General features: G+C 65.0%; 18 protein-coding genes, 1 tRNA gene and 1 pseudogene. 13 read left to right on the forward strand and 7 right to left on the reverse strand.

Going from position 1 to position 21,587, the window contains the following annotated elements; genetic code table 11:
* Nucleotides 1–119: 119 nt before the first annotated feature.
* From ACT86A_RS13435 to ACT86A_RS13445, 3 genes are read left to right on the forward strand one after another with little or no spacing between them, the layout of a single operon-like run.
* Nucleotides 120–1,748 carry a class I adenylate-forming enzyme family protein gene (locus tag ACT86A_RS13435; protein ID WP_445092427.1) on the forward strand — a complete coding sequence of 543 codons (1,629 nt, stop codon included), beginning with the start codon at nt 120–122 and terminating at the stop codon, nt 1,746–1,748.
* A 42-nt stretch (nt 1,749–1,790) separates the two neighbouring features.
* Nucleotides 1,791–2,555 carry an enoyl-CoA hydratase/isomerase family protein gene (locus ACT86A_RS13440; RefSeq protein ID WP_445092428.1) on the forward strand — a complete coding sequence of 255 codons (765 nt, stop codon included), beginning with the start codon at nt 1,791–1,793 and terminating at the stop codon, nt 2,553–2,555.
* Between the two features lie 35 nt (nt 2,556–2,590).
* On the forward strand, nt 2,591–3,448 hold the full coding sequence (locus tag ACT86A_RS13445; RefSeq protein ID WP_445092429.1) for a PaaI family thioesterase: 858 nt from the start codon (nt 2,591–2,593) through the stop codon (nt 3,446–3,448).
* Between the two features lie 537 nt (nt 3,449–3,985).
* Here the strand turns inward: ACT86A_RS13445 and ACT86A_RS13450 are convergent.
* Complete coding sequence (locus tag ACT86A_RS13450; RefSeq protein WP_445092430.1) at nt 3,986–5,281, reverse strand: cytochrome P450; 1,296 nt, start codon at nt 5,279–5,281, stop codon at nt 3,986–3,988.
* Nucleotides 5,282–5,542: 261 nt separating this feature from the next.
* On the opposite strand from ACT86A_RS13450, the gene ACT86A_RS13455 reads away from it, so the two are divergent.
* The 3 genes from ACT86A_RS13455 to ACT86A_RS13465 all read left to right on the forward strand — a co-directional run bounded on the left by ACT86A_RS13455 (nt 5,543) and on the right by ACT86A_RS13465 (nt 9,754).
* Nucleotides 5,543–6,745, forward strand: a complete 1,203-nt coding sequence (locus tag ACT86A_RS13455; RefSeq protein WP_445092431.1) for a TetR/AcrR family transcriptional regulator — start codon at nt 5,543–5,545, stop codon at nt 6,743–6,745.
* A gap of 399 nt (nt 6,746–7,144) precedes the next feature.
* Entirely contained in the window at nt 7,145–8,680 is a 1,536-nt protein-coding gene (locus ACT86A_RS13460; RefSeq protein ID WP_445092432.1) for an acyl-CoA synthetase, read from the forward strand.
* 165 nt (nt 8,681–8,845) lie between these two features.
* A complete protein-coding gene (locus ACT86A_RS13465) occupies nt 8,846–9,754 on the forward strand; it encodes an SDR family oxidoreductase (protein WP_445092433.1) in 909 nt (302 codons plus the stop codon).
* Between the two features lie 119 nt (nt 9,755–9,873).
* Here the strand turns inward: ACT86A_RS13465 and ACT86A_RS13470 are convergent, their stop codons facing one another.
* Nucleotides 9,874–10,422, reverse strand: a complete 549-nt coding sequence (locus ACT86A_RS13470) for a TetR/AcrR family transcriptional regulator (protein WP_445092434.1) — start codon at nt 10,420–10,422, stop codon at nt 9,874–9,876.
* 283 nt (nt 10,423–10,705) lie between these two features.
* On the opposite strand from ACT86A_RS13470, the gene ACT86A_RS13475 reads away from it, so the two are divergent.
* The 3 genes from ACT86A_RS13475 to ACT86A_RS13485 all read left to right on the forward strand — a co-directional run bounded on the left by ACT86A_RS13475 (nt 10,706) and on the right by ACT86A_RS13485 (nt 13,232).
* A complete protein-coding gene (locus tag ACT86A_RS13475) occupies nt 10,706–11,110 on the forward strand; it encodes an SCP2 sterol-binding domain-containing protein (RefSeq protein ID WP_445092435.1) in 405 nt (134 codons plus the stop codon).
* Between the two features lie 125 nt (nt 11,111–11,235).
* Nucleotides 11,236–12,654, forward strand: a complete 1,419-nt coding sequence (locus ACT86A_RS13480) for an aldehyde dehydrogenase family protein (protein WP_445092436.1) — start codon at nt 11,236–11,238, stop codon at nt 12,652–12,654.
* 323 nt (nt 12,655–12,977) lie between these two features.
* The gene (locus ACT86A_RS13485) at nt 12,978–13,232 is read left to right on the forward strand and encodes a ferredoxin (protein ID WP_445092437.1); all 255 of its coding nucleotides are present in this window, start codon (nt 12,978–12,980) and stop codon (nt 13,230–13,232) included.
* A gap of 79 nt (nt 13,233–13,311) precedes the next feature.
* Here the strand turns inward: ACT86A_RS13485 and ACT86A_RS13490 are convergent.
* The 4 genes and pseudogenes from ACT86A_RS13490 to ACT86A_RS13505 form a co-directional block, all read right to left on the reverse strand.
* Nucleotides 13,312–13,763: pseudogene (locus ACT86A_RS13490) on the reverse strand (LLM class flavin-dependent oxidoreductase); the annotation flags it as partial.
* A gap of 111 nt (nt 13,764–13,874) precedes the next feature.
* Complete coding sequence (locus ACT86A_RS13495; protein ID WP_445092438.1) at nt 13,875–14,657, reverse strand: SDR family NAD(P)-dependent oxidoreductase; 783 nt, start codon at nt 14,655–14,657, stop codon at nt 13,875–13,877.
* Complete coding sequence (locus ACT86A_RS13500; protein ID WP_445092439.1) at nt 14,654–15,037, reverse strand: metal-sulfur cluster assembly factor; 384 nt, start codon at nt 15,035–15,037, stop codon at nt 14,654–14,656. The genes ACT86A_RS13495 and ACT86A_RS13500 overlap by 4 nt, the downstream gene beginning before the upstream one ends.
* Nucleotides 15,034–16,116 (reverse strand): amidohydrolase family protein, encoded by a 1,083-nt coding sequence (locus ACT86A_RS13505; protein WP_445092440.1) that lies wholly within the window; start codon nt 16,114–16,116, stop codon nt 15,034–15,036. The genes ACT86A_RS13500 and ACT86A_RS13505 overlap by 4 nt, the downstream gene beginning before the upstream one ends.
* A gap of 243 nt (nt 16,117–16,359) precedes the next feature.
* Here ACT86A_RS13505 and ACT86A_RS13510 point away from each other — a divergent pair, with 243 nt between their 5' ends.
* Both ACT86A_RS13510 and ACT86A_RS13515 read left to right on the forward strand, forming a co-directional pair.
* Nucleotides 16,360–17,091 (forward strand): helix-turn-helix transcriptional regulator, encoded by a 732-nt coding sequence (locus tag ACT86A_RS13510; RefSeq protein ID WP_445092441.1) that lies wholly within the window; start codon nt 16,360–16,362, stop codon nt 17,089–17,091.
* 75 nt (nt 17,092–17,166) lie between these two features.
* Nucleotides 17,167–18,195, forward strand: coding sequence for a zinc-binding dehydrogenase (locus tag ACT86A_RS13515; protein ID WP_445092442.1), 1,029 nt, complete (start codon nt 17,167–17,169; stop codon nt 18,193–18,195).
* 769 nt (nt 18,196–18,964) lie between these two features.
* Here ACT86A_RS13515 and ACT86A_RS13520 read toward each other — a convergent pair.
* A tRNA-Leu gene (locus ACT86A_RS13520) sits at nt 18,965–19,049 on the reverse strand.
* A gap of 543 nt (nt 19,050–19,592) precedes the next feature.
* Between ACT86A_RS13520 and ACT86A_RS13525 the strand changes: the two genes are divergently transcribed.
* Nucleotides 19,593–20,954, forward strand: coding sequence for a M20/M25/M40 family metallo-hydrolase (locus ACT86A_RS13525; protein WP_445092443.1), 1,362 nt, complete (start codon nt 19,593–19,595; stop codon nt 20,952–20,954).
* 21 nt (nt 20,955–20,975) lie between these two features.
* Nucleotides 20,976–21,509 (forward strand): YbhB/YbcL family Raf kinase inhibitor-like protein, encoded by a 534-nt coding sequence (locus ACT86A_RS13530; RefSeq protein ID WP_445092444.1) that lies wholly within the window; start codon nt 20,976–20,978, stop codon nt 21,507–21,509.
* Nucleotides 21,510–21,587: the final 78 nt, after the last annotated feature.

The following is a 21,587-nucleotide window of genomic DNA, read 5'->3' on the forward strand; positions in this document are numbered from 1 at the left end:
ACCCGCCGGCTCACTGACGGTCCGATTGCCCGCGTTCGGAAAGGGCGGGGCGACCGAAGGTCTGGGCCACTGACACACGCGCAACCGAGGGCGAAGCCGTCCCTGGAAAGGAGCCGATGGTGACCACCACATCGCATTTGTCCGCCGAATACCGGTACGCGACCTATCGGGCAACAGGCCTGTGGACTGACGAGCGGATCGGTGATCTGGTGTCTGCCCGGGCCGCGCAAGACCCGGATCGCGAGCTGTTCTGCTTCGAGGGCAGGCGGGTCACCTACGGCGAATTCGACGGCTGGACCCGGACGGTGGCCGCCGATCTGTTCCGCCGCGGCGTGCGCAGACACGATCGGGTATTGGTTCAACTGCCCAACTCGCTCGAGGCATTGGTCCTCCAGGTCGCGGCGTTCAGAATCGGCGCGGTCGACGTTCCGATCGTGCCGATCTACCGTGAGCACGAGATACGCCGCATCTTGGCGGACTGCCGGCCTGCCGCGATCGCCGCGATCACCGAGCTGCACGGCCGGCGGCCGGTCGAGGAGATCGACGGCCTGCTCGCCGAACTCGATCTGGAGCCCGTCGTTCGCTACGTCGTCGGGGGGAGCCGGGACGGATGGGCGCACGTGCCTTCCGGTCCGGGCGAAATCGACACGGAACTCCCGGAGCCGCTGTCGGCCGAGGAGCCCGCGCTGCTGTTGTACACCTCCGGCACGACCTCGGCACCTAAGGGCGCGCTCCTGTCCAGCCGGGCGCTGTTCGCGCACATGCGCAACTTCCAGGAGGTGCTCGAGGCGGGTGAGCAGACCGTGACCATGGCGGCGACGCCGCTGTCGCATCTGGGCGGTTTCGTGGCCGGAGTGGTGTTCCCGGCATTCCTCGGCGGCCGGTCGGTGATCGTCCGCGGCTGGCAGCCGGACGAGGCGGTCCGGCTCATCGAGCAGGAACGGGTGTCACTGATGATGGGCGCAACGGTCTTCCTATCCGACCTGGTGGAGCGATACGAGCGAGGCATCGCCGCCGAACATCGCCTCTCCGTGTACGCCTGCGCCGGCGCCGCCATCCCGGCGCCTCTCATCGAACGCGCCGCCGAGGTGGGGGTCTCCGCCTTCCGTGCCTACGGGATGACCGAGACCGCCGGTGTCTGCGCCGGCGCCTCGCGGCACGACCCCCTCGGCCGGCGCCGGGAGTGGGACGGCCGGATCCTGCGCGGCATGGAGATTCAGGTCGTGGACGAGCAGCGGCGGCTGGTGGCGCCGGGAACGGTAGGAGAACTGCGGATACGAGGGCCGCAACTGCTGTCCGGCTACACCGACGCGGAGCTGACCGCGGCGCAGATCGATGGAGACGGCTGGTTCTACCCCGGTGATGTCGGACTGGTCGACGATCAGGGGTGGGTTCAGATGACCGGCAGGAGCAAGGACATCATCAACCGCGGCGGCGAGAAATTCTCCACGATGGACATCGAACTCGCCATCGCCTCGCACCCTGATGTGGAGAACGCGGCGGTCACCGCCGTACCGGACGACCGGCTGGGCGAGGGCGTCGGGGCATGGCTCGTGCTGCGCGGCGGCGTCCAGTGGCAGGGACCGGATCAGCTGATCGTGCACCTCGAGCAGCAGAAGCTGGCCAAGCAGAAGATCCCCACGCACTGGCACGTCGTCGCGGCTATTCCCCGGAGCGCGACCGGGAAGATCCAGAAGCATCGGCTCGCCGAAATCGAAGACATCGACTATTCCACCCGAACCCGATGACCTCGGGTTTCCACTGAGGGAAACACACGAAAGGACGCAACCGTGACCGAATTCCAGAACATCAAGTCGACAGCCGAAGATGGCGTGGGCACGATCACCTTCGACCGGCTCGACCGCCGTAACGCGCTCAGCGTGGAGCTCATGACGGATTTGAGCGATCAGCTCGACGCCTGGGCCTATGACGACGACGTCGCCGCGGTGGTGATCACCGGTGGTGAGGATGTGTTCTGCGCAGGTCTGGACCTGAACTTCCAGTCCGGATTCAACGACACCGAGACTCGCGCGATCTACTCGGAGGCGTGCCTGCGCGCCTACGGCACACTGCTGGACTACCGCAAGCCCACCATCGCCGCGGTCGGCGGACCCGCTTTGGGTGGTGGTTGCGATATCGCCGTCTTCGCCGACATCCGGATCGGCAGCGAGAACGCGATTTTGGGATATCCGCAGATCAAGTTCGGCCTCACACCGTACTTCTCCCCACTCTGGCGGATCGTCGGCCTGAGCCAGGCGAAGCTGCTGACGTTCTCCGGCGACCGGATCGACGCTCAGGAGGCTTTGCGGATCGGACTGATCGATCGGCTCGCGCCCACCGGCCGAGTCGTGGCGCAGGCGACCGCGCTGGCGAGTTCCATCGCCGAGACCACGGCCAAGTCCGCGGTGAACAACAAAGAGATGGCTCGGCGAGCGCCCGCCATGGATCCGATCAGCGCGCTCACCTACGAGACGCTCGCCTACCGGGAGGTGATCTGGCACCCGGACATCGTGGCGCGGATCAACGAGGCCTACAGCAAGATCAAGAAGAAGTAACCGAGCCGCCTGCCTGCCCGAGCACGAGGAGCACGATGTCCTGCCCGAAGTCTGTTTATGGTGGTCTTCCGACGTCCGATGGCGAATTCCTGACGGACCTGTCCCCGGACTGCAAGCCGGGCGCGGTGGAGCGGCGCTTCGGTGTCGTCGGATGCCGCGCCGATGGCTCGCTGCTGCGCTCGGTCATGCTGACCGGCCCGTGGATGAACGACTCCGCCGGGCGTGCGCAGGTCGGCGCGCTCGGCGTGCTGCTCGACCACGTCCTCGGCGAGGTCTTCTACGTCGCCCGCGCGGCGGACAAGTGGTCTTTGACCACTGAGCTGTCGCTCGATGTCATCGTGCCGCCGCCGTGGACCACGACCGCGGTGCACGCCATTTCCTGGGCCCCGCAAGAGGATCGGACATCGGGATTCGCCCAGTGCGAAGTGCGGGACGACGCTGGGATACTCATCGCCGTCGGCACCACCCGGGTGCAATACGTGGCTGCCTCGCAGGCACTGAACGGCACCCAGAATATGGCCGAATTCGGTTCCGGAGCAGCGAATTTCGCCGAGCATATGGGACTGCGGATCGCCTCGGACGCGGATGCCGTGCGCGTGGAGCTCACCGATCCGCGACGATGGCACAACGTATACGGAATCCTGCACGGCGGGGTGTGGGCGGGCCTGGCCGAGGCGGCGGCCGCCGAGGTGTTCGCGAGGCATGGCTGCCTGCGGACCGCGCGGCTTCAGGTCGCGTATCTGCGGCCGCCCGCGCGGGGTGCGGCGGTGCGCGTCGAGGCCCGGCCGGTTCACGTCGGCCGACTGTTCGGGCTGATCGAGGTGACCGGGCTCGACAGTACCGGCCGGCAATGCGTCCGAGCCGTAGTCACCGGACGGCAATACGAGTCGTGACCGTCGCCGCGCACGAATAACAGAAGCGTTGCAGGCACCGAACTTTCACGAACTCGTGGCAAGTGTTGTCGGCTTCGACGCGGGTCCGGACCGGTGATACGCGCTCGACTCCGCGGCCGAGGCGCGGTCATCGGCCTGTCGAGGCGCCTGCCCCCGAGCGGGCAGCGGTGCGGCCTGCCGGTCAGCGCGATCGCCTCGAGGGCGCACACCGGCACGCCGGATCGCTTGTTCTACAACGAGTTGCGCGCAGGCCTACTCGCGTCGGCCCATCCGGACTGCTCCTCGAGCGGGCGGGCGCGGAGGCAGGCTGCGGTTGGGCCGCAGGGGTGCGTCGACTGCCCTCGCAGTATGCGCGCTCGGCATCCGCTGCGCTGACACCCGCCGTCGTGCCCGAACGCTGGTCCGGGAGCACGGATTTCACGGCAGATGCCAGCTAACCGGTCACTCGCTCGCCGGGCCGCTCGGACAACCGGGCGGCGATGGCGGGCGCTGCTCTGCGCAGGACAGCCGCCACAGCCTTGTGCACGGGAGGGGTTCTCACCTGACCGGGGTGAACTCGCACCACTGCTCGCTGATGCCGTTGATCAAGGTGCTGACGAGGTACTTGGGCTCGCCGACCGCCTTGATGTCGGGCAATTGGGTGTAGAGCTCTCGGACGATGGATCGCAGCTGTGCCTTGGCGAGGTGCGCGCCGAGACAGTAGTGCGGTCCGCCGCCACCGAAGGCGACGTGCGGGTTGGGGGCGCGCTGGAGATCGAACTCCAGCGGGCGGTCGAAGACCTCCTCGTCACGGTTGCCGGAGCTGTAGAACATGGCGACCTTCGCACCGGGCTCGATGGTCACGCCGTTCAGCTCGAATCGCTCCAAGGCGGTCCGGCGGAAGGTCATCACGGGTGATGCCCAGCGCACGAACTCTTCGACGGCGCCGACGATCCGTGCGTCGTAGTCGGCCAGCAGCCAGTCCCGCTGCTCCGGGTGCATAGTGAGTGCGCGGAGCGTGTGCGTGGTGGTCTGTTTGGTGGTGTCGTTGCCCGCCACGCACAGCAGCGTGAAGAACGAACGGATGTCGTCGTCGGTGAGCCGCTGTCCGTCGACTTCCGCGGCGATGAGTGCGGAGATCAGATCGTTCTCGGGCCGCTCGCGGCGCATCTCGATCACGTCCTGGCATGCGCCGTGCAGGGTCACCAGGGCGTTGAACATGACCGTGAGCGAATCCGAGTCCGCGATCGTCTCGTCGTCCCCCCAGCTGATCATGGCGTTGGCCGCCGCGGTGACTTCTTCGCGACGCTCCTGCGGAATCCCGATCATTTCCGAGATCGTCCACATCGGCAGTCTCGACGAGACCTCCGATACGAATTCGACTTTCCCCTTACCCGCGATGGCTCCGACGATACGCCGAGCCTGCTCCGCGATCTGATCCTCGATCAGACCAACCCGCTTGGGAGTGAACACCGAGCTGATCAGTTTGCGGACCTTCGGATGGCGCGGAGCGTCCATCGCGAGAATGGAGCTGGCCATCTCCAGTACCTCCGGCGGAAACTCCTCGAAGGTCGGCCCGCCCCGGGCGGAGGAGAACACATCCGCGCGGCGGCTCACGGTCGCGATGTCGTTGAGACTCACCACGGCCCAGTAGCCAGGGGATCCGTCGTCGCCGCCCATGAGGGGGCTGTGGATCGGCCGCTGCCAGGACACGGGTGCTTCGGCCCGCAGCCGTGCGAACAACTCCTCTCGCTGCTCTGGGCGAAGTCTCCAGAATTCGTCACTGGAGATGTCGATCGGGTGATACGGCCGGTGGGCCGCTGTGGTGCTGGTGGAAGCGTCAGGCGTTGACAAGGTCGAACCTCCCGATATTTGCGCATCTGGGCGTGACGCGGAGCGCATCGATGCCCGCCGTCCACGGCAAGGGCTCGTCTGCGTGGATCGGATCCTGCGCCTGCCGCCCTTTGTCAAGGCGATATCGCTCACGATGTTCCGCGCCAACAGTTGAGAGGATAGTCTAGTTAGCATTAACTAAGCAATGGTTTGTTGCCGTGCCCGCAGCCGGGCACGATTGGCGAGAGCGAACATCAGAACACAGCAGCGAGGAGCCGCAGCATGGCCTCACCGGACGGCGCGATAGCCGTGCGCGCCGCGCGCCTGCCCGCAGCCGAGCGCCGCGCACAGCTGGCACTGGCCGCGGCGGCCCGGTTCCATCAACTCGGCTACCACCGTGTCTCGCTCGCTGACGTGGCCGCGGAAGTCGGTGTCACCGGACCGGCGGTGTACCGGCATTTTCGCAACAAGCAGGCGTTGCTGGCCGAAGCGATAGCGACCGGCCTGGACGCGGTCGACGAGGCGCTGGTCCGCACCACCGACGGCTCCCTCGACGACCTGATCTCCGCTCTCGCCGACATCGGGATAGATCGGCCTGATCTGTGGATCCTGCTGCAACGCGAGTCCCGCTTCCTGGACCCGGACTCGGGCGCAAAGGTCTGGGAGCAGTGGGGTCGCATCACCGACGAGGTAGCCGAACGATTGCGAAGAGAACGGCCTGGTCTCACCCCCGGCACGGACCGTCTGCTGGTGGCCGCGGCGGCGGCGGCGTTATCCAGCCCCTCGATCAGTAAGACGACGTTGCCGCGCATGGTGTACGAGCGTGAACTCGCCCGCGCCGCCCTGGCCGTGCTTCGTCTCCGTCTCGAAGACCTCCCGGCTCGCGATGCGCCTGTCGGGCAGCCGAAGGACGAGGCGGTCGAACCCGTCGAGCCGGTGGACTCCCGGCGCACGGAGGTAGTCGACAAGGCGATCGATCTGTTCTTTCATCGGGGATACAATGCGGTCCCGCTCGATGACATCGGTGCCGCGATCGGCATGACCGGACCGAGCCTGTACTACTACTTCCCGACCAAAGCCGACATCCTGGTCGCGGCATTCGAGCGCGCGACCACCCGGCTGGCGGCTGACCGGAAGCGCCGTGCCGTGAGTGGCGCGAGCCCATCCTTGGCAGAGCTGATCAGCTCGTACACCGCATTCTGCTTGCAGAACTATGCGCTGGTCGGCATCTACGTCTGCGAGTCGGTCAATCTGCCGCCCGCTGCTCGGCAGCAGACGACCGCCGTGCTCCGTGAAGGGGTGCGGGAGTGGGTGGTGGCATTGCAAGAGCTCGACGGAAGGCTCTACGACGCTGTCGCCAAAGTCCGCGTAAACGCGGCCCTGTCGGCCGTGCACGAGCTGGTCCGGGTCGAGGACATACACGCGCGGCCTCGATTGGCCCAGGAGATCGATGCGATCGCGCACGCGATACTGGTGCACGCCTGAGCGGTCTTTCCCGCTGGGAGATTCGGAGCGCTCTGCTCTGCCCCTTGATTTTCTAGTTAGGGCTAACTAGATTTTAGCCAGGTTGTGCCAGACATCACAGTGGTCCAGCCGTGCCGGCCGCCTCGGCAAGCTGAGATTTCGAGATCGGGAGGCGATAGCGCCCGTGAAATGTCCAGACCCTTCGACAGCACAAGGGATGCCGCCCCGGCATCTCCGGGCGCTTCGGTCGCTCGTCGGCCGAGACCGATCGCCCGTGTCCCATTCCGGAGCCCGGCCACGGCCGCGAGGCGTGCAGGAACCACGCTCTGATCCATGTCGCGTCGGGGAGCGAAATCGCGCGGTGCGCAAAGGCTCGCTCCCGTTCAGAACACTTCACTACAGTTCGTAAGGAGCAGATCGATGTACCCGGGTACTTATGCCGCCCGCACGCCCGACAAAGTCGCGGCGACCCTCGTAGACACGGGCGAGACCCTGACCTACGGCGAGCTCGAGGACCGCTCGACCAGACTGGCCCACCTGCTGGCCGACTCCGGGCTTCGCCCGGGCGATGTAATCGCCCTGCTGACCGACAACGATCTGCGGGCTTTCGAGGTCTACTGGGCAGCCCTGCGCTCCGGCCTGTATATCACCGTCATCAACCACCACCTCGCGTCCGAAGAAGTCGCCTACATCGTCAATGACTCGGGTGCGCGTGCGCTGATCGTCGCGGCGGCCAAGAGCGAGGTCGCGTCCGCCATCGCAGGCGAGACGGTCGCGGTGAAACTCGAGCTCGCCTTCGGTGGCACGGTCGAAGGCTATGCGCCATACGAGGACGCACTTGGCTCCGCTCCGGACACGCCGCTGGACAATCAGCCGCACGGCATGCCGATGCTGTATTCGTCGGGCACCACCGGCCGGCCCAAAGGCGTCCGGCCCGCGCTGCCCGCGACCCAGATCACCGAGGGGGGAGACCCGCTGGCCGGCTTGCTGCGGATGTACTTTCAGCTCGGTGAGGACACGGTGTATCTCAGCCCCGCGCCGATCTATCATGCCGCGCCGCTGCGCTGGTGCGCCGCGGTGCACGCCGCAGGCGGAACCGTCCTCATGCTGAAGAAGTTCGACGCGGAGACCTGCTTGCGCGCGATATCCGAGCGGGGTGTCACGCACGCCCAGTTCGTGCCCACGATGTTCGTGCGCATGCTGCAACTCCCCGAGAATGTTCGCGATCGGTACGACGTATCCGGTCTGCGCTCCGCCGTCCACGCCGCCGCCCCGTGCCCGGTCGAAGTCAAGCAGAAGATGATCGATTGGTGGGGGCCGATCCTGGTGGAGTACTACAGCGGTACCGAAGGCAACGGTATGACGATCACCGACAGCGCGACGTGGCTGACCAAGCCCGGCACTGTCGGAAAATCGGCTATCGGAGTGCTGCACATCTGCGACGACGAGGGCCGCGAGCTGCCCGTCGGCGAGATCGGCACCGTTTACGTGGAACGCGAGACCCAGGTGTTCGCCTACCACAACGCCCCCGAGAAGACCGAAGCCGCACAGCATCCCGACCACAAGACGTGGACGACCCTGGGCGATGTCGGTTACCTGGACGAAGACGGTTTCCTGTTCCTCACCGATCGCAAGGCTTTCATGATCATCTCGGGTGGTGTGAACATCTATCCCCAGGAGACGGAGAACATCCTGACGCTGCATCCGGCGATTCACGACGTCGCGGTGGTCGGCCTTCCCGACCCGGAGATGGGCGAGTACGTCGCTGCGTTCGTCGAGCCCGCCCCGGGAGTTCAGCCGGGGCCGGAAACCGAGCGGGAGATCATCGCTTTCGTCAAGTCGAAGATCGCCTCGTACAAGGCGCCGCGGAAGGTGTTCTTCGTGGACGACCTGCCGCGGACGCCGACGGGCAAGCTGATCAAGGGTGAACTGAAGAAACGGTACGCCGGGTCCTGAACACCTTTCTCGGGCGTCCGTCGGAGCTCGGCTCCGTCGACGATGGGCGTCCGCCCATCGACTATCTAATGCAGATTAATCAAGACGCTAATCGTTCAGGCCGTCGGCGCGCCCGATGTCGAATAGAAAATCGCGGCCGACGACCTCCGATGAAGTAGGTAGGAAATGAGAGAATCGAAACTGACCGCACGGATCGGAGGTCGCGTTGTCGCCATTACCGGTGCGGCGCGGGGAATCGGACGGGCGACCGCCGAGGCGTTGCATCGCCGCGGCGCCAAGGTGGTGATCGGTGACATCGACGGCGACGCCGTCGTGCGCGCGGCCGCCGAGATCGGGCCGGATGTCGAAGCCATGCGGCTCGACGTCGCCGACGAGCAGTCTTTCGCCGCCTTCTTGGCCCGGGCGGAGAAGCGGTTCGGCCCACTCGACATTTTGATCAACAACGCGGGCATCATGCCGATCGGCCCGTTTCTCGACGAATCGACACCGCTGTCGAAGCGAATCCTGGACATCAACGTCGCGGGTCCTTTGATCGGCATGCGCACCGCCTTGCCCGCCATGATTGCTCGTGGACAGGGACACATTGTGAACGTGTCCTCCATGGCAGGTACCGCGCCGGTGCCCGGGGGCCTGACCTACGGGGCCAGCAAAGCGGCTGCCATCTCGATGACCGAGACGGCGCGCGTGGAGTTCGCGAAGGCGGGCGTGTTCTTCACCTGTGTCCTGCCGTCGTTCACCAATACCGAACTGATCTCGGGCACATCGGGTACGCGATTCTTCCGTACGCTCGAGCCGGGAGAGGTGGCCGAGGGCATCGTGCGCGCAATTGCGGCACGCAAGCGGGATGTCTACCTGCCTGGGGCGCTCGGCGTCATGTTGCTGATCCAGCCTCTGCTCGGGCGTCGCCTGCGGGACACCCTGAACCGTCTGATCGGCGCCGATACGACTTTCCTCGAGTTCGACCGCGCCGAGCGGCAGCAATACGATTCGCGGGTCGGGGTCGCCCTCTCCGATAGCGCTTCGGAGGGGGCCGGTCCTGAGGCCGAAGAGCCGAAGGGTGCGCCGACCAGGTGAGAGCGATCGGTGGCGACATGGGCGACGCGGCTCGCCCGCAACCACTTCGCCGACGTGCACCGCGCCGGATGTGCAGCAGCCGGGTCACCGAGAAGGGACGACCGGCTCCGGATCGGCGCTCAGGTACCCCTTTTCGCATAGGCGTCCTGCAAATCGCGCAACAGTCTGCGCACAACCCATTCGAACGCCGCCAGGTTCTCGCCGGCGTCCAGTTGCTGGTATCCGGTGAGGAGGTACAGGCCCCAGCGGGTATGGTTCAGCGCTTCCTCCTCGTCGTCGAAGATCATCCGCGCGGCTTGCAGCACCACCTCCATCCGCTGGCTGTCCACCGCGTCCTGCACTGCGCGGACTTCGGGGTCGATCTTGCTCCAAACCCGTATCGCGGCCTCGGCGCGATGGGGGAGTTCGAGTGCGAAATGCACCAGTGTCTCCACCTGGTCGGTGGGGTCGCGGTGTTGCTGCGCGATTTTCACCAGCTGCGTCGTGCGCTCGCTGAGCCAGTGCGCGAGCAGCTGCGAGGTGAAATCGTGCCAGTTGTCGAAGTAGTGATAGAACGACCCTGTCGTCACCCGGAGCCGCTTGCACAGCGGCGCCTGCTTCAGTGCGCTGTAGCCCTGTTCGGCGAGCAGTTCGAACGCGGCATCGAAGTAGTCCTGCTTGGTGGCCATGGGTCTCCGTCGGTATGTGGGGTTGTCGGTTGCTGACGCTGGCCGGAAGCCGCCACTTGTGCGTAAGTCTACTTATGTTACGCTAATCACATTGTCGGTGAGCCGCACCACGACGGGGTTGGCGTAGCTGAGCGGGATCGGCTCGACAGCGTAACGCGTGGCCGGATCGGCAGCTTGCGCTGGGATATCGATCTGCGGGACGGTGCGACAATTCTCGGACAAAATTTAATTGAAGCTATATTCCATTTTGACACGGGCGCTGCCGCGTGGGAGAGGAACTGGCATGGCCTTCAAGGACGCGGGCGAGGTTTACAAATACATCGGAGGAATCTTCGATTCCGTGTTCGCCGACCCGGAGATCGGGCCGAAGTTGGCGGCCACCGGTGTCGTTCTCGGTTTCGAGTTCTCCGATCCGGAGGCCTTCCTGGTCGTCGACGCGGCCGCGAGTGTGGTGGAACTGGGACGGGAGCATTTCGGGAGGGCGACCGCGACCATGCAGATGACTGCCGACACGGGCAACGCCTATTGGCAGGGAAAGGTCAGTCTGCCGCTCGCGATGGCCAGGGGCAAGATCAAGATCAGCGGGAACATCGGAAGCATGCTCAAGCTGGCTCCACTGGGCAGCAAGCTATACCCCGTCTATATCGAGAGCCTGAAGCGGGACGCGCGCGCGGACCTACTGGTCTGAGACGGCGAAGAGCAGCGGATGTATCGGAAGAGCTACCGCACCGATGTTCCCGGAAGTCCATGCCGTCGAATACCTCCCGGCGATGTTGTGCCGATGAGCACACCGAGCAGATCGAAACCGAGCAGATGACGACAGACCAGATGAAGACCGATCAGACGACTGCCGAGCAGGTGACTGCCGAGCAGGTGACTGCAGCAGTGGCGCGAATGCGGCGTGGATTCGCTTCGAACCGGACCCGTGGCCTGGAGTGGCGGCTCGAGCAACTGCGGAGCATTGTGCGGCTGCTCGACGAGCGGGAGGAGGAGATCGCCGCCGCGCTCGCTGACGACCTCGGCCGGAACAAAGCCGAGGCATGGTTCGGTGATATCGCCTCCACCCGCGGTGAGGCCGTTTTCGCGATCAAGCACTTACGCCGCTGGATGCGGCGGCAGCGGCAGTCGCTGTCCGTCATCCATTACCCGGGCTCGGCATGGATGCAATTCGAGCCGCTCGGAGTGGTGCTGATCATCGGACCGTGGAATTATCCGGTCTATCTGACACTCTCGCCTCTGGTCGCTGCCTTGTCGGCCGGTAACTGCGCGGCGCTCAAACCGTCCGAGCTCGCCCCCGCGACGTCCGCCCTGCTGGCCCGGGTGGTGCCGGAATACCTCGATTCCGACGCGGTTGCGGTGGTCGAGGGCGGTGCATCGGTCACCCAGGATCTTCTGTCTCGTGGGTTCGATCACGCGCTGTTCACCGGTGGTACCGACATCGGCAAGAAGATCATGGCCGGCGCGGCCCCGACCTTGACTCCGGTGACCTTGGAACTGGGCGGCAAGAGCCCGGCGATCGTCGCCCAGGACGCGGATCTCGATGTGGTTGCCCGCCGGATAGCCTGGGTCAAGCTGTTGAATTCTGGGCAAACGTGCATTGCGCCGGACTATGTCCTGGCAGACAGTCGGATTCGCGATCGCCTCGTGGACAAGATCGTCGCGCAGATCCGCGAATTCGAACAGGAGTCGAGCGTCGACGGGAGGCGCATCGTCAACCGGCGCCAGTTCGATCGCCTTGCTAGCTATCTGGACAAGACGCAGGGACGGATCGTGCTCGGCGGGCGAGCGACCGAGTCGTCGTTGTCGATCGAGCCGACCGTGATCGTCGATCCGCATCCGGAGGACGCGGTGATGCAGGAGGAGATCTTCGGGCCGATCTTGCCCGTGCTGTCGTACGAAACACTCGACGAGGCGATTGCCTTCGTGAACGCGCGGCCGAAACCGCTTGCCGGGTACTACTTCACGAAGTCCGGCTCCGTGCAGAAGCGTCTCGTCGACGATATCCCGTGCGGCGGCGTGGTGATCAATCACATCGCCATGCACTGCCTGGTGCCGCAACTCCCGTTCGGCGGAGTCGGCGCCAGCGGCATCGGCGCTTACCACGGTCGCTGGGGTTTCGAGGCATTGAGCCACCGCAAATCTGTTCTGAAGAAGACGTTCCGTCCGGACATTCGGCTCATCTATCCGCCGTACACCGACCGCGCGATGAAGATCATGCGCAAGATCTTCTAGTCGTCGGTGCGATGAACGTCCTTGTTGCGGACGGCCGCGATGTCGGCAAGGTCTGCGCATCCGGGAAATGAGCCTCGCTCCGTCAACCGGTTTCGTTCGCGTAATTTCGTCGGGCGCGGATGTACGAGCCCGGTACAGGAGGATTCTTTGCCACCGAGTGACTCCCTTTGTCGCGGTGAAGAAGGCTTGTCCTGGGGCTCGCGCCGCACCAACTTTCGGTATCCCAGGGCGTGCCCCCGGGGTCGGAGTCATCGGTTCCCTGTCCGTTGACCGGGATGAAAATCTAATTTGTTCTCAATTCAAATGTGGCCGCGAATAGGGCCATGAACAAGTGGGGAGGATCGGATGGCATCTCGATCGTTACCCCGACAGAGGAGGCGGAAATGTCAAAGGTCGTTGTCGATCGAAGCAAGTGCACTGGGTTGGGAATTTGCGAGTCGCTAGCTTCGGCGTTCTTCGAAGTCGACGACAATGGCGAACTCATCCAGCTTCGGGAAGACGTCCCGGATGACGAGCTAGCCTCGGTCGAGCAGGCGGTGCAGGGTTGCCCGACCGAGGCGCTTCGGATCGTGCGCTGACTGCGGATCAGGTGGATTCGGCTCGCGCCTCGAGCGTCGCCTGCCGCGGTGCTCGTCGGCGCCGCGGTGGCGATGTGGATTCTCCGGCCGGGCCGGAATGGCCGACGACCGTCTCCCCATACCACAGTCTGCGCATCAGGCCCGCGACGTCCTCCAACTCTGCCGTGGTGAACGTCGGCAGACCGAACATGTCGTACATACCCTTCGCACCACGCCCAAGACCGAGGGTGAACCGTCCGCCTGTGAGCCGGTGCATCGTCGTCGCGAAGGACGCCGTGACCAGGGGAGGGCGGGTGTTGGTGTTCGTCCCGCAGTGATGATCTGCAGCGAGCTGCTCACGGCACCGGCGGCGCCGCACAGGGTGACCGCCTCCTTGATGTTCCACCGCTCCGAGATGAACGCCGAGCCCAGCCCGAGCTGCTCGGCTTGCACGACCTCATCGATCAGGTCGCGCGGTGAACGAGGCGCGCCTGCGAGCAGATAACAGCCCAGCTCCGGATGAGCAGATCGGCTGGTCGTGCATGTCGATATCCTTCATGACCTAGATCGTCTGGATCCGGGCGTCGGTGAACGAGCTTCCAAGTCACTGGTATTGGGGCTGGTGTCGGGCAAGCCACCCTGATGAGAAAACGCAGTGGCATATCAAAGGTACTTGCTCAGATCGGGATAGCCCGTGATTTCCCAGCCGCCGTCGACGACAAGGCTGGTTCCAGTGATGTAACCAGCGTCGTCACTGGCCAGATAGAGGCACGGCCCGGCGACCTCGGCGGCGCTGGCAGGATGCCCGAGTGCGATTCTGCTCAGATAGTCGGCCCGCAGTTCGGGATGACTCAGGAACTGCGCGGTGGCTGGTGTGTCGACCAGTCCGGGCAGGATGGCGTTAACTCTGATTCCGTATCTTGCCAGCTCGAGCGCGGCGTTCTTGGTAAACATCTCGGTGCCGGCCTTGGCTGACGCATAGGGACTGCCGCCGAACATCGGAACGTGTGCGTTGAGCGACGAGACGTTGACGATCGCCCCGCCACCAGTCCTCCGCATCAGGCGCGCCTCGTGTTTGGTGCAAAGGTACACACCCTTGAGGACCAAGTCTATTGTGTAGTCCCAATCCTCCTCTGGCAGTTCGGTGACGGGGGCGATCCGGGCGGAGCCCGCCACGTTGAACGCCACGTGGAGGGCTCCCCACATCTGCTCGGCGATGTTCACCATGTTCTCGGCTTGGTCTTCGACCGTGACGTCTGTGGGTACGCCGAAGAACGCGTCGCCGAGCTCGTCGTTGAGTGCTTCGAGTCCATCTGCGGAGATATCGCCACCGACCACATGTGCGCCTTCTGTGACCAAACGCCGGGTGATCGCGGCTCCGATGCCGGATGCCGCGCCGGTGACCACCGCGACTTTGTCGTCGAATCGACCAAGCTTGCCTGTCATGAGATTGCGCCTCCCTCCAGAGCGAGACGAGCGGTCAGCAGGTCGAGGTGCGTGCGACGTCGACTGCGGGCAGCGTCGTCGATTCGGTCGGGTGTCCACTCCAGACCGACGTCGCCCCGCACATCCACCTCGGTCACTCCTGGTAGCCGACCGATGAAACGACGTGCTTCGGCCACGAAATGTTCGAGCATCATGCAGGTGGGCGATGTCAGGCACATATCAATACGGACGGCGCCGCCGTTGATGTCTATCGCTTTGATCAGGCCCATTTCGACGATGTTCATCGGGTTACCGGACCCCACACTGCACGGGTCGATGACCTCGCGCAGTTGCTCGTAGATGCGGTCAGCAAGGTCGTCCATACGCTTGTGTGTGCTCATACGACGGCGACCTTCGTGGTCGAGTAGGCGGGAACCGAGATGTCGGCGCCGCTGAACTCGTCGCGTGCCATGCCGGCCGCGAGTTTCTCGATGTCCAGGCCCGCCATGCGGGCATAGTTGCGACCGAGGATGTTTTCTTTGGTTTCTTCGCTGATCTGCGGGACCGAGCTGAACAGCCCGCCGTCGTTCGCCAGCAGGTCGTCCGGAAACTGGAAACGCGCGAACGCGTCGAGCAGCGGACGTGGGTGGGCCGCCATCGCGCCGGTGGCCCAGACCATGCGATCGAGTGCAAGTGGTCCGCCCACGCTGCAGAGTCCCAGGAGGAGCGAGGCGAAGGTTCGCGGATTCGCGCCGAGGATGAAACTGAGGCCTTCGAGGTTAACCCAAACGTTCGGGAATCGGCCCAGTAGCCAAGCGGTCTCCTCAACGAACGCCACGCCGCCGTGGACAATCTCGAAGTTCAAGTCGGGAAATGCCGCGGCAGCGGCATCCAGATCGTCGACCTTGTAGGACTGCATCGGCACGTCGCCGAATGGGATGGCCTTGTGCACAGCTACGGTGCGGATCCCATGCTGGCGGGCCCGCTCGAAGAACGGGAATGCAACCTTCGGGTCGCCCATCCGCCAGCCCTCGTGGTAACCCTTAGTCCAACTGGATGGGTAGAGCTTGAGGCCAATCGGCGCCAAGAGTTCGACCTGCCGGTCGAACTCTTCAAGCGCGGCTTTGCCGCGGAGCGGATCGACGGTGGCGTAGGTAAGGAACCGCGACGGCCATCGTCGGATGGTGTCGGCGGCCTTCTCGACGGAAGTCATCCCGTCGTGGTAGGCGCCGATCGGTGTGGGGTGGAAAATGGCGAAGTCCGTGGCACTTTCGCGGAAGAGGAGGTTGGTAACCTCGTCCGTGCTCCAATCTCGGATCCACTTCTCCGGGGGTACCGCATACTCGGGTGGGACGTTGCCCCCAGCCACTGCATAGACCATCTGGGTGATCGCTTGCGCCGTCGGTTGCACGGCGTAGTTCGACGGGTCCACGTTGTAGGCATGGGCCACGCCGTCGATGACAAACTTTCCGTCGAGCATCTGATCGCCTTTGCTCAGGTTGCGTAGGTCGTTTTCACGCTAAGGAGCGGGGCGGTGACATGGCAGTGCACGAAGGTGGACGAAAGGACAAAAGGCGATCGTGACGCATTGGCAACCTAGTGAATAGACACTATATTTGGCACGGGGTGGCCCCTTCTCAGCTCGGAGGGGCTGTTGACCACGTTGAGGTGGGAACCATTGGTCGCGGCACCAAATGACTATTCACGGCGCCATGGATTGACCGTGTCGGGATACGAACGTGTCTTCACCGTGCTCGAGCACTGCGATGGTGCGACGGCGATGCATGACTTCAAGGAGCGCCTCGTCGAGGTGCTCCAGACGACCTATCAGGTCCGTTATGCGAGCTTTTTCACCGGCAGCTGCCTACGCGCCGCTTTTTCCGATCAGCGGGCCGTGATCTCGGGTGACTCGCCTGCGCAACACATGTATGAGGAGTATCAGGAACGGTGGCAGCCCTATGACGTGTACAGCACGCCCGCTGCTATCAATCAGCTCGTCCACCGGCGGGTGGCCGTGCTGAGCGCGCTGTCTGATCTCTCGGTCGAGTCGCACAGCTACGTCAAGGAGTTTCTTATGCCCGGCGGGCTCGCCGGTTCGGCTGCGATCCTGCTTCCGCTCGGCAACGGATCCGTGGGACTTGTCGGCCTTTTCGGCCCGGACCCTGCTCGCTTCGTCTCTGAGGACGCGCGCGGCCTGGAGATGCTTGCGCAGCGGCTCTCATCGGTGTCCCGGTTTCTGCGACCATCCGAACAAATGGACGTTCTCGACGGAATTCATGGGCGCCAACGAGAGGTCGCGCTGCTTGTGGGCCAGGGACTGACCAATGCGGACGTCGGTATGCGGCTGCATCTCGCCGAGGACACGGTGAAGAAATACGTCAGCCGGGTGCTGGCCGCTACAGGCTGCCGGACGCGTACCGAACTGGCGCTATCCATCCGTACGGGAGTGTCCTGACGGCAGTCGTCCACTTTCGTGGACTCCTGGGCGCGGCATGGGTGTGCCAGTGTTGGGCTCGACGGAAGGAGAGCTATGCGGGCCTGGGTGTTTCACGGCAAGACCGACATACGACTGGAGGACTTACCCGAGCCGGCTCCTGGACCCGGTGAGGTAGCGGTCCGGATCGCCTACAACGGGATCTGCGGCAGCGATTTGCATGAATATCTGCACGGCCCGTTGTTCATCCCCGTTCACGAAGCTCACCCGGTTACGGGACACGTGGGGCCGCTGACCTTGGGGCACGAAGCCTCGGGAAAGGTCTCGGCGATCGGCGAGGGAGTCGATGATGTGGTCGTTGGTCAGCGGGTCGCGCTCGAGCCCATCTTCCGCAGGCCCGGCGACGACGAGCGCTACAACCTTGACGCTGCCTTCTACGGTCTGATGACGCCTGGTTTCCTCGCCGACACCGCCGTGGTGCGGCGGTCTGCCGTGCATCCGCTGCCCGACGGGGTGAGCCTTCAGGCGGGCGCTCTGACCGAGCCGATGGCGGTAGCGTGGCACGCAGCGGCCAGGACCGGACTGACGGCTGGGCATATCGCGGTCGTGTTCGGTGGTGGCCCCATAGGCATCGGCACCGCACTGAGTCTCAGGGCACGTGGCGTCGACCGAGTACTCGTCGTTGAACCGTCGCCGGATCGGCGTGCGGTGCTCGAGCGGCTCGGCCTGGCTTCGGCCGATCCCGGAGCCGACGCCTTTCCAGGTCAACTGCGGAGTTTCGTAGGGGACGGAGCCAACGCTGTGGTCGACGCAGCAGGTGTCCCCGACGCGGTGACTGCGGGGATCCAGGCACTTGGCCCGCAGGGCCGGTTGGTTGTCGTCGCCGCGCACCTTGCCCCGGTGCCAATCGCTACCAATCAGCTGCTGATGGCAGAGCGTTCGATCACCGGGTCCATGGGATACCACAACGACTTTCCTGACGTGCTCCGGCAATTGGCGGCAGGAGCCTTCCCGATGGACGGGTGGGTGCAAACGATTCCGTTCGAACGACTCATCGCCGAAGGCTTCGAACAACTGAGGTCCGGGCGGGCAGTCAAGGTTCTCGTAGAGGTGGCCGGTGAGTGAATAGTGAGGAGGCGGTCTGTTGTTGATGGGGGCATTTGGCCAACTCGACCGCGCCGGTGTAGGCGTGCTCCGGCACGACGATCTCGAGTTCGAGCCCGAGAAACAGTGGCCGGACCGGTGTCGTCGCTGATGTCGGTGACGGTGAGATCGAGCCGGTCCATCATTATCCGGACCGCGGCGATGTCGGCGTCGCTGCGTGCGCTCATCGTCCCACTCCCTCGCAGAAGCGGTGAGCGGCCATTTCGTCGAGGACGTGTGGTGGGAAACCACCAGCAGGTGTTGATCAGGATCGGCGGCCAACAGGACCCTGTCGTGATGGTGGATGCCTGCGGCGCGCCGTGCATGGGCGGGCAGGGATAGGTGCCCGTGCTTGGTGATCCCGCGGCGGCCGTAGCCGGGGCGGGTGATCACGATCAGCCCCCGCGGTGATCCGCCAGGACAGCAGGTCTCCGGGGTGCCAATCCAGTGCTCGCAGAACGGCTTTGTCGACCACGCGCCCGTTGGTGTCGACCGGGCGCACGCTGTACACCGCGGTGTGTGCTGGTGGTTGCTCGATGGTCGCCATCGAGCAGACCGGCACCGATTCCGCAGCCATCGCCACCGGTGAGCCCGATGGAGGAGAGGGAAGGGATCAGCGGGGATACCGTGTCATCGGTCACATCGACCACCGCCAAACGGAGCGAACTCGCAGGTGACGGTGTACGGCCAGGACAGGGTGTCCAGGCGATGCCCGGACCCGGTTTTGGGGGGCATAAATGCCACAATTCTGTGTCCGGAGGGGGACTTGAACCCCCACGCCCGATAAAGGGCACTAGCACCTCAAGCTAGCGCGTCTGCCATTCCGCCACCCGGACCGGTGTGCTCAGCAAGATTATCGGATCGTCGGGCGTGGACCAAATCGCGGCCCGACCTGCTGATTCTCGGATGGCTGCAGGCGGATGGCCCGGCGGTGGGCGAGCCGGGCTTTTTCTGCGGGAGGTCAGTGGAGTTCTTCGAACGTATGTTCAAGGCGGGGGAGCAGGTGGCCGTCGGATGTCGGCGGTCGAGGAGGTTCTCGAGGCGGCGACGAAGTCGCGGTGCCCGCCTCGCGCCCGGCTCAACGAAAGTGACGGATCGGGTGAAGGACCAGCGTCAGGCGCCGGCATCGATGATCGCGGAGTCGTGCGAACGCAAGCGGCGCCACCGGTACCTCGACACGAGCCCACTGCGCACTAGCCAGTACGTCCATCGGCCTGCTCCCGGGGCGTTCCCCAACGAAGTGGGCCCGGTAGGGCAGAGTTGCGATCACACTGAGGGCAACTGCGCCGGGCGCGATATCGCACCGTGCGGGCCCGGTGACCCGACCCGAGACCGCAGCCGCCAGGTTTCTTCGCCGTCCGGATGGTAGGAAAGGGAGCGTGTCCGCAACTGGCGAAGGAATCGATCCGAACCGAAGTGCTCGCGCGGTGTCGGAAGTGGTGGAGTTGGTCAGCACGCTGATCCGCTTCGACACCTCCAATACCGGCGATCTGGCCACCACGAAAGGGGAGCGCGAGTGCGCGCAGTGGGTGGCCGACCAGCTGCACCGGGCGGGATATGTCACCGAGTACGTCGAGTCCGGCGCACCAGGACGCGGGAACGTCTTCGCGCGGCTGCCAGGGGCCGATCCTGGTCGCGGCGCGCTGATGATCCACGGACACCTCGACGTGGTACCTGCCCAGGCCGCCGACTGGAGTGTGCATCCCTTTTCCGGTGCCGTCCGCGACGGCTACGTGTGGGGTCGCGGCGCGATCGACATGAAGGACATGGTCGGTATGACGCTGGCGGTGGCCCGCCAGTTCAAGCTCGAGGGCACGGTGCCGCCGCGTGATCTGGTTTTCGCCTTTCTGGCCGACGAGGAGAACGGCGGCAAGTGGGGCTCGCAGTGGCTGGTGGACAACCGCCCCGATCTGTTCGACGGTGTCACCGAGGCGGTGGGGGAGGTCGGCGGGTTCTCGCTGACCGTGCCGCGCCGCGACGGCACCGAACGCAGGCTGTATCTGGTGGAGACCGCCGAAAAGGGTCTCGGCTGGATGCGGTTGCGCGCCAAGGCCCGCGCGGGCCACGGTTCGTTCCTGCACGAGGACAACGCGGTGACCATCCTCGCCGACGCGGTGGCACGATTGGGCAAACACACCTTCCCCCTGGTTCTTTCGGATTCGGTGGCCGCGTTCCTCGCCGCCGTCGCCGAAGAGACCGGCCTCGAGTTCGATCCGTCGAGCCCCGATATCGAAGGCCAGCTGGCCAAGCTGGGCACCATTTCCCGCATCATCGGCGCGACCCTGCGCGATACCGCGAATCCGACGATGCTGCAGGCCGGGTACAAGGCCAACGTGATCCCGCAGACCGCCGAGGCGGTAGTGGACTGCCGTGTGGTGCCGGGGCGGCAGGCGGCGTTCGAACGGGAGGTGGACGAGCTGCTCGGCCCCGACGTCGAACGCGAGTGGATCACCAAACTCGACTCCTACGAGACGACTTTCGACGGCGATCTGGTCGACGCGATGAACAACGCCGTGCTCGCTCACGATCCGCGCGGCCGCACGGTGCCCTACATGCTCTCCGGCGGTACGGACGCGAAAGCGTTCGCCCGCTTGGGGATTCGCTGCTTCGGCTTCGCCCCGCTGCAGCTGCCCCCGGAACTGGACTTCACTGCGCTGTTCCACGGCGTCGACGAGCGGGTGCCGGTGCCCGCGCTCGAGTTCGGCACCCGCGTGCTGGAACACTTCCTCCTACACAGCTGAACGATCCGGAAAAGAGGTTCCATGGCCTACAACCCGTACGACGCACTGCCCCAGGTGCCGTCGTTCACCCTCACCTCCACCGATGTCACCGACGGCCGGCCGTTGAACAATGATCAGGTCAGCGGCGTCTTCGGCGCGGGCGGCAAGGACATCTCCCCCCAGCTGTCCTGGTCGGGTGTGCCGGCGGAAACCAAGAGCTTCGCGGTCACCGTGTTCGACCCGGACGCGCCCACCGCGTCCGGCTTCTGGCATTGGGCCGTCGCCGACATCCCGGGCACCGTAAGCTCCCTGCCCAGTGGCGCCGGCAGCGGCGAGGAAGGTGGCGCCCTCCCGGCCGGCGCGATCACTCTCCGTAACGACGGCGGCTTCCGCGGTTTCGTCGGCGCAGGCCCACCGCCCGGCCACGGCCCGCACCGCTACTTCGTCGTCGTGCACGCCGTCGATGTGGACAGCCTCGGCATCGATGAGAACGCCACCCCCGCCTACCTCGGCTTCAACCTGTTCGCCCACACCCTGGCCCGCGCCACCCTGATCGGCACCTACGAGCAGAAGTAACCACCGGCCTCGGCTTGCCGGGCGAAACGGCTGTGGCCCTGAGCGAAATCGCTCAGGGCCACAACGCTTTCCGGGGAG

The sequence above is a fragment of the Nocardia glycosmidis genome, assembly GCF_052545115.1.

Coding starts and splice junctions, on each gene's coding strand:
- ACT86A_RS13445 (WP_445092429.1), top strand. CDS start 2,591: ATGTCCTGCCCGAAGTCTGTTTATGGTGGTCTTCCGACGTCCGATGGC.
- ACT86A_RS13455 (WP_445092431.1), top strand. CDS start 5,543: ATGGCCTCACCGGACGGCGCGATAGCCGTGCGCGCCGCGCGCCTGCCC.
- ACT86A_RS13460 (WP_445092432.1), top strand. CDS start 7,145: ATGTACCCGGGTACTTATGCCGCCCGCACGCCCGACAAAGTCGCGGCG.
- ACT86A_RS13465 (WP_445092433.1), top strand. CDS start 8,846: ATGAGAGAATCGAAACTGACCGCACGGATCGGAGGTCGCGTTGTCGCC.
- ACT86A_RS13470 (WP_445092434.1), bottom strand. CDS start 10,422: ATGGCCACCAAGCAGGACTACTTCGATGCCGCGTTCGAACTGCTCGCC.
- ACT86A_RS13475 (WP_445092435.1), top strand. CDS start 10,706: ATGGCCTTCAAGGACGCGGGCGAGGTTTACAAATACATCGGAGGAATC.
- ACT86A_RS13480 (WP_445092436.1), top strand. CDS start 11,236: ATGACGACAGACCAGATGAAGACCGATCAGACGACTGCCGAGCAGGTG.
- ACT86A_RS13485 (WP_445092437.1), top strand. CDS start 12,978: ATGAACAAGTGGGGAGGATCGGATGGCATCTCGATCGTTACCCCGACA.
- ACT86A_RS13495 (WP_445092438.1), bottom strand. CDS start 14,657: ATGACAGGCAAGCTTGGTCGATTCGACGACAAAGTCGCGGTGGTCACC.
- ACT86A_RS13500 (WP_445092439.1), bottom strand. CDS start 15,037: ATGAGCACACACAAGCGTATGGACGACCTTGCTGACCGCATCTACGAG.
- ACT86A_RS13505 (WP_445092440.1), bottom strand. CDS start 16,116: ATGCTCGACGGAAAGTTTGTCATCGACGGCGTGGCCCATGCCTACAAC.
- ACT86A_RS13515 (WP_445092442.1), top strand. CDS start 17,167: ATGCGGGCCTGGGTGTTTCACGGCAAGACCGACATACGACTGGAGGAC.
- ACT86A_RS13530 (WP_445092444.1), top strand. CDS start 20,976: ATGGCCTACAACCCGTACGACGCACTGCCCCAGGTGCCGTCGTTCACC.